Origin of the sequence: Paraburkholderia sp. MPAMCS5, from assembly GCF_036016995.1 — a bacterium.
GTDB lineage: Bacteria > Pseudomonadota > Gammaproteobacteria > Burkholderiales > Burkholderiaceae > Paraburkholderia.
Window position 1 is genome coordinate 34,319 of the sequence record NZ_JAYXBK010000017.1, and the last position, 14,951, is coordinate 49,269.

Annotated in this window: 12 protein-coding genes; 10 read left to right on the plus strand and 2 right to left on the minus strand. The window is 64.1% G+C overall.

Going from position 1 to position 14,951, the window contains the following annotated elements:
- The first annotated feature begins 118 nt into the window (after positions 1–118).
- From leuC to VOM14_RS27005, 10 genes are all read left to right on the plus strand, one after another.
- Positions 119–1,546, plus strand: coding sequence for a 3-isopropylmalate dehydratase large subunit (gene leuC / locus VOM14_RS26960; RefSeq protein ID WP_327631849.1), 1,428 nt, complete (start codon positions 119–121; stop codon positions 1,544–1,546).
- Positions 1,546–2,178, plus strand: a complete 633-nt coding sequence (gene leuD, locus VOM14_RS26965) for a 3-isopropylmalate dehydratase small subunit (protein WP_327631785.1) — start codon at positions 1,546–1,548, stop codon at positions 2,176–2,178. The genes leuC and leuD overlap by 1 nt, the downstream gene beginning before the upstream one ends.
- Positions 2,179–2,240: 62 nt before the next feature.
- Complete coding sequence (locus tag VOM14_RS26970; protein ID WP_327631786.1) at positions 2,241–3,881, plus strand: methyl-accepting chemotaxis protein; 1,641 nt, start codon at positions 2,241–2,243, stop codon at positions 3,879–3,881.
- A gap of 109 nt (positions 3,882–3,990) precedes the next feature.
- Entirely contained in the window at positions 3,991–5,334 is a 1,344-nt protein-coding gene (locus tag VOM14_RS26975; RefSeq protein WP_327631787.1) for an MFS transporter, read from the plus strand.
- A gap of 464 nt (positions 5,335–5,798) precedes the next feature.
- On the plus strand, positions 5,799–7,067 hold the full coding sequence (locus tag VOM14_RS26980; RefSeq protein ID WP_327631788.1) for an ABC transporter substrate-binding protein: 1,269 nt from the start codon (positions 5,799–5,801) through the stop codon (positions 7,065–7,067).
- Between the two features lie 141 nt (positions 7,068–7,208).
- On the plus strand, positions 7,209–8,084 hold the full coding sequence (locus tag VOM14_RS26985; RefSeq protein ID WP_327631789.1) for a branched-chain amino acid ABC transporter permease: 876 nt from the start codon (positions 7,209–7,211) through the stop codon (positions 8,082–8,084).
- 14 nt (positions 8,085–8,098) lie between these two features.
- On the plus strand, positions 8,099–9,025 hold the full coding sequence (locus tag VOM14_RS26990; RefSeq protein ID WP_327631790.1) for a branched-chain amino acid ABC transporter permease: 927 nt from the start codon (positions 8,099–8,101) through the stop codon (positions 9,023–9,025).
- Positions 9,022–10,536, plus strand: a complete 1,515-nt coding sequence (locus tag VOM14_RS26995) for an ATP-binding cassette domain-containing protein (protein WP_327631791.1) — start codon at positions 9,022–9,024, stop codon at positions 10,534–10,536. Before VOM14_RS26990 ends, VOM14_RS26995 begins: the two co-directional genes overlap by 4 nt.
- A 203-nt stretch (positions 10,537–10,739) precedes the next feature.
- A complete protein-coding gene (locus VOM14_RS27000) occupies positions 10,740–11,570 on the plus strand; it encodes a 3-keto-5-aminohexanoate cleavage protein (RefSeq protein ID WP_327631792.1) in 831 nt (276 codons plus the stop codon).
- Positions 11,571–12,158: 588 nt separating this feature from the next.
- Positions 12,159–13,319 carry a hypothetical protein gene (locus tag VOM14_RS27005; protein ID WP_327631793.1) on the plus strand — a complete coding sequence of 387 codons (1,161 nt, stop codon included), beginning with the start codon at positions 12,159–12,161 and terminating at the stop codon, positions 13,317–13,319.
- 66 nt (positions 13,320–13,385) lie between these two features.
- Here the strand turns inward: VOM14_RS27005 and VOM14_RS27010 are convergent, their stop codons facing one another.
- Together VOM14_RS27010 and VOM14_RS27015 are read right to left on the minus strand one after the other, a co-directional pair.
- Positions 13,386–13,727 (minus strand): zinc ribbon domain-containing protein YjdM, encoded by a 342-nt coding sequence (locus VOM14_RS27010; protein WP_327631794.1) that lies wholly within the window; start codon positions 13,725–13,727, stop codon positions 13,386–13,388.
- 163 nt (positions 13,728–13,890) lie between these two features.
- Complete coding sequence (locus tag VOM14_RS27015; RefSeq protein ID WP_327631795.1) at positions 13,891–14,943, minus strand: pilus assembly protein TadG-related protein; 1,053 nt, start codon at positions 14,941–14,943, stop codon at positions 13,891–13,893.
- Positions 14,944–14,951 lie beyond the last annotated feature (8 nt).

The window sequence follows — 14,951 nt, forward strand, 5'->3', positions numbered from 1 at the left end:
CACCCGCGCCGCACCGCGCCGCCACGAATGCGCGGCGGCGCGGCACTCCTGTCGAATCAGAACAATACGGCGCAATATGGTTCGGATGCCTGACTATATTGCGCCCGATGCCATGCCGATGAACCAGACCCTCTACGACAAGATCTTCGACGCGCACGCCGTTCGAACAGACGCGAACGGCACGACGCTTCTCTACATCGACCGCCATCTGCTGAACGAAGTGACCAGCCCGCAGGCGTTCGAATCGCTGAGGCACGAGCGGCGGCCCGTGTGGCGACCGCGCGCGAATCTTGCCGTGGCCGACCACAACGTGCCGACGACGGCGCGCGAATTCGGCATCGCCGATCCCGTGTCCCGCATTCAGGTGGACGCGCTGCGCGAAAACTGCGAGCGCAGCGCCATCGCGCATTACGGCATGAGCGACGCACGTCAGGGCATCATTCATGTGGTCGCGCCGGAGCGCGGCAACACGTTGCCGGGCATGACGATCGTCTGCGGGGACTCGCACACGAGCACGCACGGCGCGTTCGGCGCGCTCGCGTTCGGCATCGGCACGTCGGAAATCGAGCACGTGCTGGCCACGCAAACGCTCATCACGCGACGCAGCCGCACGATGCGCGTGACCGTGAACGGCGTGCTGCCCGCGAGTTGCTCGGCCAAGGACGTCGCGCTCGCCGTGATCGGCGCGCTCGGCACCGCGGGCGCGACCGGTTACGCGATCGAATTCGCGGGACCCGTCGTGCGCGCTCTCTCAATGGAAGGGCGCATGACGCTTTGCAATATGTCGATCGAGGCGGGCGCGCGCGCGGGTCTGATCGCCGTGGACGACACCACGCTCGACTATTGCCGCACGCGCGAACACGCGCCACGCGGCGAGGCGTGGGAGCGCTCGGCGCGCGCATGGCGTGAATTGCGTTCTGACGACGGCGCGCGTTTCGACGCGGAGCACACGCTCGATCTCTCCGCGCTCTCTCCACAAGTGACGTGGGGAACGTCGCCGGAAATGGTTACGGGCATCGACGGCCGCGTGCCCGATCCGGCGGACATCGACGACGCGGGACGCCGTGCGTCGTGGCAACGCGCGCTCGACTACATGGATTTGCGCGCGGGCTCGCCGATCGAGTCGATCGCGCTCGACAAGGTGTTCATCGGCTCGTGCACGAACGGCCGTCTCGAAGACCTGCGCGCGGCCGCCGACGTTCTGCGCACGGCGGGCGGACGTGTCGCGCCGAATGTGCGCCTCGCGCTCGCGGTGCCGGGCTCGCAGCAGGTCAAGCGCGACGCGGAGGCGCAAGGGCTTCACGAAGTGTTCATCGATGCGGGCTTCGAATGGCGCGAGCCCGGCTGCTCGATGTGCCTCGCGATGAACGCCGACCGGCTCGAAGCGGGCGAGCGCGTCGCCTCCACGTCGAATCGCAATTTCGAGGGACGTCAGGGCGCGGGCGGACGATCGCATCTCGTGAGTCCGGCAATGGCCGCGGCTGCCGCGCTCGCGGGACGTTTCGTGGATATTCGAACATTCGTCAGGATAACTGGAGATAAGTGATGGAGCCGCTCGTCAGTCACACCGGGCTCGTCGTGCCGCTCGATCGCGACAACGTCGATACCGACGCGATCATGCCCAAGCAATTCATGAAGTCGATCGCGCGCACGGGTTTCGGGCCCTATCTATTCGACGAATGGCGTTATCGCGATGCGGGCTACTACGGCAAGCCTGCCGATGAACGCGTGCCGCAGCCCGACTTCGTTCTCAACCTGCCGCGCTATGCAGGCGCCTCGGTGCTGCTCACGCGCCGCAACTTCGGCTGCGGCAGCTCGCGCGAACACGCGCCGTGGGCACTGCGGCAATTCGGTTTCCGCGTGCTCGTGGCCGAGAGTTTCGCGGACATCTTCTTCAATAACTGCTGTAAGAACGGCATCTTGCCGGTGCGGCTCGACGCGGCGGCGATCGAGCATTTGATGGACGCCGTGGCGGCGACGCCGGGCTTCCAGCTGTGCGTCGATCTGAGCGCGCAAACGGTGATGGCGCCCGAGGGCGAGCGCTGGAGCTTCGAGATCGCGCCCGCGCTCAAGACGCTGCTGCTCGAAGGGCTCGACGAAACGGGTGCGACGCTTGAATTCGCCGACGAGATTCGCGCCTTCGAAGCCGCACATCTCGAACGCTCGCCGTGGCTCTAGCCGCCGCGCGCTGTTCTCTTCGATCACGATTCCACGCCCACGCGCACGCCCACGCCCACGCCATGAAGTCTCATCTCGCCGCCGATTTTCCCGATTCACCTCACAACGCGTTCGCGCCGCAAGCCATCCGGCGCGTCATCCCCCGCACCGACCGCGCGAAGGCGATGTCGCTTCAGGCGCGGCTCGCGTTCACGATGGCGCTGCTCGCCGCGCTGATAGCGGGCATCGGCGCGCTGGGTCTCGCGGGCGCGTGGCGCGCGAATCGCGCGAACCGGGACACCTACGAGAACAAACTGACGGCGGCCGTGCATATCGGCAACGCGGAACTGCTGATCGGACGCACACGGCTCGTGCTCGGCGGCGCGATGGCGCAACTGGAGGGTCCACACGCGCACGAGCAGATCGCCCATGCAAGCGACTTCTTCCGGCAGTCGGACGAGGAATGGAGCGCTTTCGTCGACGAATCGCATGAGGTGGGCGAAGCGCCGCTGATCGAAGCCGCGAGCCGGCAACGCGCGCCGATGCGCGAGGCAATGCGCGCCTTCATCGACGCGCTGAAGGCACAGGACCGCGAGGGCGCGCAACGCATCGGCACGGTGCAACTGAGTCCGCTCTTCAACGCGATGAGTCGCGCGAACGACGAATTGAAGCGCACGCTCTATGCGAACGCGAAACGCAGCTACGACGACGCCGAGCGCTATTTTCAGCTGTTTTTCGCGGTGGCGGCCGTGATGATCGCGTTCGGCATCGCGGCTGCGGCATGGAGCTGGATCGCGTTGCGACGCGCGATCATGGCGCCGCTCAACGAGGCGCTGACACACTTCGAGGCTATCGCGGCGGGCGACCTTCAACGCAACATCGTGCACCATCGCGCCGACGAAATGGGGCGCCTGCTTGACGGCCTGCGCAACATGCAAACGCAACTCGCGCGCACGGTCACGGCCGTGCGATCGAGCAGCCGGTCGATCGGCGCCGCGACCGCCGAGATCGCGGCGGGCACGCTCGATCTTTCGTCGCGCACGGAAGAGCAGGCGGCCTCGCTTGAGCAAACCGCCGCAAGCATGACCGAGCTGACCGGCACGGTGCGGCAGAACGCGACGCGCGCGCAGCAGGCGCACGCAATCGCCGACGAAGCCTCGGCGGCCGCGTGCGACGGCAGCAGCACGATCGCGCGCGTGAGCGACACGATGGAGCGCATCGAATCGAGCGCGCGCAGGATCGCGGACATCACGGGCATCATCGAAGGCATCGCATTTCAAACCAACATTCTTGCGCTCAACGCGGCCGTCGAGGCGGCGCGCGCGGGCACGCACGGGCGCGGCTTCGCCGTGGTCGCCGCCGAGGTGCGCTCGCTCGCGCAGCATGCGGCGACGGCTGCGAAGGAAATTGGCGCATTGGTGAGCGACGCGGTGCGCGCGGCGTCGGACGGCACGACGATGGTCACGCAAGCCGAGCACGCGATCGACACGATCCTCGAATCCGCGCGGCGCTTCGCGGACATGATGGGCGGCATCGTCTCGTCCGCCGAAGCGCAGCGCGCCGGTATCGAGCAAATCGATGCCGCGGTCAATCTCATGGATGCGATCACGCAGCAGAACGCCGCGCTCGTCGAACAGGCGAGCGCCGCCGCCCAGGCGCTCGATCAGCAGTCGCGCGAACTGGAGCGGCAGGTGGCGAGATTCAAAATCGCGCCTTCCGCGTAGCGACAAGGTCATTGCAACAAAGACAACGACAACGACAAAAACGGAGACAGCACATGCACTCATGCACACACGCACTCACCCATTCGCTCGACGCATGCGGAGGCCGGCCATGAATACCATCAACGTCTCGGCGCTGATCGAGCGGCAAAAGCTCGGCGGCTTTGCGCTGATGCTTATCGTCTGGTGTTTCACGATCGTGCTGATCGACGGCTACGATCAGGTGGCGGCCGCATTCGCCGCGCCCGCGCTGATCCACGCGTGGCACACGAATGCCGCTGGCTTCGGGCGTGTGTTCGGCGTGGGCCTGTTCGGCGTGCTGGTGGGATCGCTGCTGCTGGGCTTCGGCGGAGATCGTTTCGGTCGACGCAAAACGATCGTCTACGGTTCGCTTTGGTTCGGTATCCTGACGTTTATGTGCAGCTATGCGGCTTCCATCGAGCAGCTTACGTTGCTGCGTTTTCTGGCGGGCATCGGCATGGGCGGCGTGGTGCCCAACACGGTGGCGCTCGTCTCCGAATACGCACCCAAGGCACGCCGCGCCACGTGGATCACGCTGATGTTTTCCGGCTTTTCGATTGGCGCGGGCGGCGGCGGGGCGGTGGCGTCGTGGTTGTTGCCGCGCTATGGCTGGCCCGTGCTGTTCACGGTGGGTGGCGCCGCGGCCGTGGCCGTGGCGCTGGCATCGTTCGCGCTGCTGCCCGAATCGATCCGCTTCCTGATCCTGAATGGCCGCGACACGCGCGAGGTGCGCCGGATCGCGGCGCGCCTCGGCGCAACGGACGCGGAGGAGGGCACGCGCTATGTCGTCGACGACGAAGCGCGTTCGCGCGCGCGCCCGAGCGCGCTGTTCCAGCATGGCCTCGCGCAGGTCACACCGCTGCTTTGGGCGCTGTTCATCCTCAACTCGCTGGCGCTGCATTTCCTGCAGAACTGGCTGCCGATTCTGTTCGCCATGGGCACGCTCGCGCCCGCGCGCGCCGCGCAGGCGGCGATGATGTTTCCCGTGGGCGGCACGGTCGGCGCGCTTGCGTTGAGCCGTTTCGTGGACCGTTACGGCATTCGCGTGTTGCTGCTTCTCGCCGTGGCCGGTTGCCCGATCGCCGCGTCGCTCGGCATGCCGATGCCGACTGCGTGGCTGTTCATGGCCGTGTTCGCAAGCGGCGTGTGCGTGATCGGCAGTCAGTTCGCGCTCTATGCGGTCTCGGGCATGGTCTACCCGACGACGGTGCGCTCGACGGGCGTCGGCTCGGCGATCGGCATCGGTAAATTCGGCTCGGTGGCGGGCTCGATGCTAGGCGGCGTGCTGCTCTCGATGCATTTGCCGCTCGGGACACTGTTCATCTATCTCGCGACGGTGTTCGTGCTCGTGGCGCTGCTCGCCGCATGGCTCGGTGGCGTGCGGCGCGGCGCGCGCACGGCAAGCGCGTGCCAGACGCAGGGCGCAACGGAATGACGTTGCAGCGTAGGCGCCGGGTCTAAACCGTCCGGGCCGTTACCGTGATCTTGTGATCCGCACATCGACAAGCTTGAACCGCTCCGGCTCGCAATCGATCTGTAAGCCGGGGCATTTGTCTTCTTTTTTCCAGACGCTGCACGCCGCTCGCGAAAGGCGGTGTGAAGAGAGCAAAAAACGGACGAAGTGCATACCGTTCACGTCATGCGAGCGTTCCTGAACGCAATATTTGCGCAACTGCAAAGAAGCAGCAATGTGCAGCGCCGATGCCCCCATCCGCGATTCCGTCACGCGAATTGCGCAGTACTTTTGCTGCTTTGCAGGAAGAAAATGGGCGCCATTCAGTAATCGTAATTACTGATGTAGTGCTTAAAAACCCGGTGCTATTGTGGGCACGCTTTCTTCCCAGCTGCATGTACCTGGCAGATGTTCGCTCAACGATCAAAATGAATCGGGGAAACATAATGTCCAAGCAGAGCAAGTGGTCGCAACAGTATCGCGTCATTGCGTTAGGTACAGCCGCAGCGGGGCTGTGGTTCGCGGGCAACGCGCATGCGGCTGGCGAGCCGATCAAGATCGGGGTGATCAGCGAGGAGTCGGCGGTCGCGGGCGCCTCGATCAGCAAGGCCGCGCAACTCGCCGCCGACGAGATCAACGCGCACGGCGGCGTCGATGGCCGGCAGGTTCAGATCATCGCGTATGACGACCATTCGTCGGCGTCCGACGGCGTGCGGGCGTTTCAGCGGGCCGCGACGCAGGACAAGGTAGTCGCGGTGATCGGCAGCTACATCAGCGAAGTGGCGCTCGCCATGGAGCCCTGGTCGGGCCGCCTGAAGGTGCCGTTCATCACACCCGGCGCTGCGAGCAACGACATCTCGAAGCACGTCCACGACGACTATGACCACTACAAGTACACCTTCCACGGCTGGATGACCTCGGCGTTCATCGCGCAATCGATCTGCGATTTTTCACACGATATTCTGGTCGGTCAGTTCAAAATGAAATCGACCGTGGTGATGAGCGAAGACGCCGCGTGGACCAAGCCGCTCGACGAACGCTTCATGGAGTGCCTGCCGAAAGCGGGCCTCCAGGTGCTCGACCACATTCGCTTCAATCCGGACACGTCGGACTTCACGCCGATCTTCAACCAGATCGAGGCCAAACATCCCGACACGATCACGACGGGCATCAGTCACGTCGGCGTGCAGCCAACCGTGCAATGGCATGACCAGCAGGTGCCGATTCCGATGTCGGGCCAGAGTTCGCAGGCCACCACCACGAGCTTCTGGAAGGACACCAACGGCGCGACAGACGGTGTGATCACGGCGTCCGCGGCGGCGCCCGGCGTGGCGATGACGCCGAAGACGGTGCCGTTTGTGGATGCGTATCAGAAGAAGTTCGGCGTCTCGCCGGCTTATTGCGGCTTCACGAGCTACGACCTTGTCTACATTCTCACCGATGCGATCAGGCGCAATAAAGGATCGACCGATCCGGACAAGATGGTCGACGCGCTGGAGAAGACGGACTATGTCGGCACGATCGGCCGCTGGCAGTTCTATGGCAAGAACGACCAGTTCACGCATGCGTTGAAGTACGGCACCGGCTATATCACGGGCATCACGCTGCAATGGCAGGATGGCAAGCAGGTCGCGATCTGGCCGAAGTCGGTGGCGAACGGCGCGCTCAGGTTTCCCGCGTTCGTGAAGACGTCCCAGCACGTGGCCGCGAATTAGACGCGCGGACCCGGCAGTGCACGGCGCCGCCGCCTACGTTCCTGACGTGCCGGCGGCGGTTTTTCCACGCTGTTCGGGCTCGCGTGACGCGGGCTCCGACAGTCCATGCATCGACACCCCACTCGACACGAAGGGCCGGGCATGCTGCCACTGCAGATTCTCATCGACGGTTTCGCAATCAGTTCTCTTTACGCGCTGGGCGCAATCGGCTTCACGCTGATCTTCGGCGTATCCGGCGTACTCAATCTCGCGCACGGCGGCGTGATGCTGGTGGCGGCACTGACAGGCTGGATGCTCGCGGGCGAAGCCGGGCTCGGCACCTATATCGGCACGCCGCTCGGCGTGCTGGCCGGCCTCGTGACTGCCTACGTCACCTATCTGATGGTGGTCCGGCCGATCCAGCGTTCGGCCGCGATTCCGGCTGAAGAAAAAGAAATCTTCGTCCTGACCGGCACGCTGCTGTGGGGCATCATGATCCAGCAAGGCATGGCGTGGCTCTTCAGCGACAATCCCGTCACGATGCGTCCGCTGATTGCCGGCGTCGCGAGCGTGGCGGGCGTGCGCGTGCCCTACAACGAGATCATGATCGCCGTGCTCTGCTGGGTCGTGATCGGCCTGCTGTGGCTGTTCGTGAATCGCACGCGGCTTGGCAAGGCGCTGCTCGCGGCGTCGATGAATCCGCGTGGCCTGACGCTGCTCGGCTTCGAGCTGTCGCGCATCTATCTGCTGGTATGGACCATTTACGGCGTGCTGGCGGGCATCGCGGGCGTGCTGCTCGCGTCGTTTCTCGGCGTCAGCTCGAACAACACCGGTCAGCTCACCGCCAGCGCATTTTCGATCGTCGTGCTGGGCGGCCTCGGCAGCGTGTCCGGCTCGTTGATGGCCGCGTATGTCGTCGGCTACCTGGAGACCATCACCGCGTACCTGCTCGCGCCGACGCTGCGGCCGTTGCCCGCGCTGCTGCTGCTGGTGCTGGTCGTCTATGTGCGCCCACAAGGCTTTCTTGGCCGGCGCTAGCGGAGTCCATTGTCATGAGCGTACTGATTCGTTCGCGTTCGATATGGGTCGCCGCGCTGCTCGCCGTGGCCGCGGCGACACTGCCCTGGTGGCTGTCGGGTTATATCCTCGGCGTGCTGACCGTCGCGTTTTATTTCGGCGTGTTCGCGATGTCGTGGGATCTGCTGTTCGGTTTTGCCGGCGAGGTGAACTTCGGGCCGACCTTTCTGATCGGCCTCGGCGCGTATTCGGCCGCGATCATCGACGCGCACTGGGGTCCGCCGATACCCGTGTGCATCGCCGCGGGCGGTCTCACCGCGCTGATCGGCGGCCTGTTGCTCGCGGTGCCCGCGCTGCGGCTGCGCGGTCCTTACTTCGGGCTTGTCACGCTGGTCGCGGTGCTGCTGCTGCAGAACGCGATTGTGATCTTCGCGGGCGTGACGGGCGGCGAAATCGGCATGATGGTGCCGGACGTGATGTCCGTCGACGCCATGAGCAACTACTGGATTGCGCTCGCGTTTCTGGTGGTCTGCGCGGTTTTGCTGTTTGGCCTGTCGCGTTCCGCCATCGGCCTGATCCTTCAGGCGAGCGGCCAGGACGCGACCGGGGCTCAGGCGCTCGGCTTCAACGTGACCAAGCACAAGCTCGCGGCGTTCTGCATCAGCGCCGTGTTTTCCGGTGTGGCGGGTGCGATGCTCGTGTTCTATCAGGGCACGGCTTCGGTGAGCACCGTGGTGGATCTCGGCGTCGGCGTTCAGATCATTATCGCGGCGGTGCTTGGCGGACGCCGCACGATACTCGGTGCGGTGCTCGGTTCGATCTTCCTGATCGTGGCGGGCGAATTCCTGCGTCCGCTCGGCCAGATCAATACATTCGTGGTCGCGGCGGTCGCGCTCGCCGTGATCCTGTTCTTTCCGGACGGCCTGCTCGGCAACGTGCTGCGCGTGAGGGAAAAGGAATGAACGAAGCGCCTCTTCTGTCGGTACGCGGGCTCACGAAACGCTTCGGCGGACTCGTCGCGGTCAAGGACATCGGTTTCGATATTCATCCCGGCGAGATTCTGGGCCTGATCGGACCGAACGGTTCGGGCAAGTCGACGGTGATGAAGCTGATCATGGGCATCGAGCGGCCGAATGCCGGCTCGATCAAGGTCGACGACGTCGAGATGGCCGGCTGGGCGCCGCATCGAATCGCGCGCGCGGGCGTGGGCATCGTGTTCCAGCACTCGCGGCCGCTGCATCGGCAGACAGTGCTCGAACATATCAAGCTCGCGCTGCTGCCGGATTCGCTGACGAAACTCGCCGCCGATCCCCACGTGAGCCGGCGCGCGCGCGAGATCGCCGAACGCGTCGGGCTCGGCGCCGTGATGCACCGTCATCCGGCAACGCTGCCGTTCGCGGACCTGCGCCGCATGGAGATGGCCAAGGCGGTCGCGCGCGATCCGCGCGTCGTGCTGGTCGACGAACCGTTCGCGGGTCTGACGGCCGCGGAGTCGGCGGCCTTTTCGGAACTGATCCGCGGGTTTCGCGACGAGGGCCGCGCGGTGCTGCTCGTCGATCACAACGTGAAGAGCCTCGCGGCGCTCGTCGATCGCGTGCTGGCGATGTATCTCGGCGAGCACATCGCCGAGGGCACAGCCGAAGAGGTGATGCGCAACGAGACGGTGCGCCGCGTCTATCTGGGCGGCAAGCTCGAAGTGCGCGAGCGCGCGGGCGCAGACGCGAACAGCCGGCCGGCGCTGTTGCGAGTCGAGAACGTCGGCATGCAGTACGACAAGGCGAGGGCGCTCGACGATGTGAGTCTGCACGTGAACGAGGGCGAGTTCGTGTCGATCGTCGGACTCAACGGCGCGGGCAAGACGACGCTTTTCAACGTGATTTCGGGCCTCCTGCCTTATGAGGGGAACATCCGCTTCGGCGCACGGGAACTGAAGGGGCTGAGCGGCGCGGAGATCGCGCGAACCGGCATCGTTCAGTGCCCGGAAACGCGCGAACTGTTCAGCGACATGACGGTCCGCGAAAATCTCGATCTGGGCGGCTACCATCTCGCCGACGCCGTGCGCGCGGATCAGCTCGCGTGGCTGTTCGATCTGTTCCCGATCCTCAAGTCGCGCCAGAGTCAGACGGCGAGAACGCTGTCGGGTGGCGAGCAGCAGATGCTCGCGATTGCCCGCGCGCTGATGATGCAGCCGAAGCTGCTGATCCTCGACGAACCAACGCTCGGCCTCGCGCCCGTGATTCTGGAGCAGTTGTCGAAGGCGCTCGAATCGATGCAGAAAACGACGCCGATCACCGTGCTGCTTGGCGAGCAGAATGTCACGTTCGCGCTGCCGCACGCCGACCGCGTGTATGTGCTGGAGCACGCGCGCATCATCTGGGAGGGCAGTCCGGCGCGCTTCGAGCGGGAAATGGGGCGAGGCTTTCTGGAGGCGGTGCCGGCGGGCGAGCCGGCCGCGATGCAGGCGCGCGCCTAGGCAGTTGCGCGTGGAGGCCTGAGGTTTTACGCAGCGGCCATTGAATGCGTCGCGCGACACTGAATCGCCATATTGAATGATCGACTCCGGACGCGTCCATTTGAACTAGACTTGGATAACCGCGTGCGGGCATGGAGCCGCGCGCGCGGTCATGAGCGCTCGCCCGCTGGGCGGGACAAAGATCTGGAGCGGGAGGGCTAGCCATGAGTGAACCGTGCATTATCTCCGTTGCCATCACGGGTTCAGTTCCGCGCAAGAAGGACAACCCGGCTGTACCGATCACGATCGCCGAGCAGGTGGAAAGCACCCACGAAGCGTACGAAGCCGGGGCATCGCTCGTTCATCTGCACGTGCGTGACGAACAGGAAAACTCGAGTTCCGACAGGTCGAGTTTCGCCGAGCTTCAGGAAGGCATCCGCAAGCATTGCCCGGATATCATCATCCAGTTTTCGACAGGCGGTCGCGGCCGTTCCTTCGAGCAACGCGGAGCGATGCTCGATCTGCGCCCGGATATGGCATCGCTCGCAACGGGCTCGGTCAATTTTCCGACTACCGTCTATGAAAATCCGCCGGACTTCGTGCGTGCGCTTGCACAAACGATGCTCGACCATGATGTCAAACCGGAAATCGAAATCTTCGATCTGGCGATGCTGTACAGCACAGTGGATCTCGTCCAGCAAGGGCTGCTCAAATCGCCCGTGCACGTGCAGTTCGTGATGGGTGTTAAAAATGCGCTGCCGGCGCGTCGCGAGATTCTCGAGTTCGAGGTGAAACAACTCAAGGCGCTATTGCCCGATGCCACATGGACCGCGGCGGGTATTGGACGGCATCAGCTGGAAGTCAATTATTGGACGCTCGACATGGGCGGACACTGTCGCACGGGTCTCGAAGACAATGTGCGCTGGGACAAGGACACGCTGGCGAAGAGCAATGCGCAACTCGTTGCCCGGGTGGCCTCCTTGTGTGGCGAATATGGCCGCCCCGTGGCGAGCGCTGCCAAAGCGCGTCAAATGCTAGGCATTGCGCCCCGCTAGTGCGAGAAGACGGGCGCGCCTGCGTGCCGCTTCGGCGGTGGCATTCGACGCCGGCATGTGGCGCATGGAGCACTGACAAACCATCGCGGCACCGCTGACGATTCAACCTGAGTCGTCAGCGTCAAACCTGCTCTCCAGACCTTATGGTTTCATTGTCTGTGTGGTTCGCCGCACGGACAGCTTGCGCTTGCGTTCGCTATGACGCAGCACCGCCCACGCTTCTGGATGCCCGCGCGGCAAGCCCACGCGCCTATGGGCCACGCCGCAGGCACATTCCGCACGTCACATTGATCGGCTGCGCGCTGCACGCCGCGCGTTGCACGCGATTGCCCGGAAGGCAAGACCTCCACCGCGCGCCGACCCGGCTACTACAACTGAATGCAAAAGAAAAGCGCCCAATTCGTGCGCTTCATTACATTCTATTACCGGATGCATTGCTACGCTGAGCCTGCCGGTTTTGCGATCTGGATGCGCCAGTTAGCAAGCGGTGTTCCGTTGCATCCGACCACTCCGTCAATGGCGATCTCGGTTGAGTCAACATGATATCGCCTCCTAACTAATTTATCTTACGAAAACGAGGAGCAACCCATGTTGCAACGGCTAGGCTCAAGATGCGCCGTTATCGGCGTCTTTCTCATCATTGCAGGCTGCGGCGGAGGCGGAGGCGGCTCCTCCGGCTCCGGCACGAACGCTTCGGCGTCACCGACACTGGCCGCCGCCACGCCGGTGATCGACGGCACCACGCTCGGCGACTCCAACTGGCCCACCGGTTCGACATCGACCGGCGGAACGGGGCAGCCCGTGAGCGGCCTGAACTGCGCGTTGCGCAGCAGCTCGTACACGTACACGCATCTGTCGATCTATCAGAATGGCCGCCTGCTTTCGCTGCCGGCCAACATCGGCATGGCGGAGCCGACCATGTCCGTGCAGACCGGTTGCGCGTATCCGCTGCACACGGTCGATGCCAGCGGCAAGATTCACATGGATGCCACCACGAGCGCGTCCTATACGCTCGGCCAGTTCTTCGCGGTCTGGGGGCAAACGCTTAGCACGTCGAACGTTGCCGGCCTGAGCGGATCGCCCGTTTCGATCTATGTGAACGACGGCGGCTCGCTTTCGCAATACAAGGGCGATCCCGCGAGCCTCGTGCTGCCCAAGCATGGCGAAGTGACCATCATGGTCGGCACGCCGTTGACGCAAATTCCGAGCTACACGTGGACCGATCCGCCGCCGTTCGACACGAACGCGATCACCCTCGCGTACGGAGGCACGGTCGGTACGTCGTACTGGCCGAGCGGCAATACATCGACGGGCGGCACCGGCCCGGATGTCGACGGTCTGACCTGCGCGGCCAAGATGAGCGAGCTGTATCACGTGCACGCGCACCTTGCGATCATCAACAATGGCCAGTCGCTCGCGGTGCCGATGAACGTCGGCCTTCTGTCCCAGTGCAGCTATGAGATGCATACGCACGACCAGACCGGCATGATCCATATCGAAACGCCCACGATCAGGCCCTATACGCTGGGCCAGTTTTTCGACATCTGGGGACAGCCGCTCACCAGCACGAACGTCGCTGGCATCACGGGCAACGTGGTCGCGTATATCAACGACAACGGCGATTCGCGGCGCTACATGGGCGACCTGCGCAACATCGAGTTGACCTCGATGCGCGACGTCACATTGCAGATCGGCACGCCGCCGATCAGTAAGCTGCCGATCTACACGTGGGCCGACCAGACGCAGTGACGAAAGGGCGGTAGCGAAAGTTGCTGGACGCGCTGGCTGGTGGTTGAGCCAGCGCGTCCACTCTCGTTACGCCTTCCTGACGAATTCCGATTTCAGGCTCATGGCGCCGAAGCCCTCGATCTTGCAATCGATATCGTGATCGCTATCCACCAGTCGAATATTCCTGACCTTGGTGCCCATCTTGATCACGCCGCCCGAACCCTTCAGTTTCAGGTCCTTGATGACCGTGACGGTATCGCCGTCCTGCAAAACATTTCCGGCTGAATCGCGATAAACCTTATTCGCCGTTTCGGCCGGCATGCCTGCTTGCTCCGACCATTCATGCGCGCACTCCGGGCAGACGTAGACACCCCCATCTTCGTAGGTGAACTCGGAGTTGCATTTCGGGCAGGGAGGCAATGTGCTCATGTGTAATCCTTAACGCCTGACGAGGCCAATGAAAGCGCGAAATTATAGCGTGGCCGGTCCAGGCTCCCTGTTCAACTGCCGCGAGGCGGTGTGCGATGAAGAGTGCGATGACGAGTGCGATGAAGAGGGCAATGCGGGTTCGCGAATGCGACGCCTGGAGAAATTATCCGGCGAGGCGCGGCGCAATGTATGCACCATAAGAAGGTCCAACGCCGGTAGCGGGTACAGGGATTCTGTAGCTGCCCACGAAGTGTCCCTGGATGTACTTGCCGCTGCCGCCGATCGCGCGGTCGATATGGAAAGCCGCAAACGCGACGACCGGCACATACGACTTGATGTCGATCTGCGACGCGACCGGCATGACCACCGTCAGGTTCGTCGGCACCGAGTTGTACAGCGAGGTTTCCGCGCCGGGCTGAATCCAGATGCTGTCGCCGATATTCAGCAGGGTAGGGTTGCCGTTCGACATCAGCCCGCGAACGGTCGGCACGTCGTTGGCGTTGGTCAGAAACGACGTCCATTGACCCGCATCGCAAGAGCCGCCATTCATCTGCCCATTGAGGATGTTCAGCTCATACGGCTGCCCCGTGCTCAAGTCGATCAACGGCTGATTCGTTTGCGAGTTCCAGAACTGATCGAACAGACACCGGTTCAACACGATCGGAAAGAGGCCGCCCGCGCCGACCGTGCCGGGTGCCGAAGCAACCGCGACCGCGCTCGCGCTGCCCGGTGTGCTGAGAAGATTGAGCAGCCATCCGAGCAACAGGTCGATCGCGCCGCCATTCGTGTTCGCGGCGAGCGTCACGACCACGCGCACGGCGGGCACATCGTCGGCGCCCGGCGTGATCGTCGTCGATTGAAGGCCGGCCGGCGCGCCCGTCAGATTCCAATAGCCGGCGAGCACAGTCGCCGTCGTGAGCATGCGTCCGTCCGCGCGATTCAGCGCGATGGCGCCGCTTGCGGCCGTTTGCGCCTGCTGCCATGCGGGCCCGTCGTTGCCGCCCGTCACCAGCGCGGACGCACCGGAAAGCGCGGCGGCGTCCGCCGCGTTCTGCAATTCGTTGCGCACCACGCCGACACGCGCGAGGTCGATCGCGAATGCGCCGAAGCTCAGCAGCACGACGAGGAACAGCAGAAAGAACAAGGCGATCGATCCGCGCTGTCGTGCCGCGCCACGAGTCGTAGCGGTGCTTCGCTGGCGAACGTGACGGTGCATGGCGGACC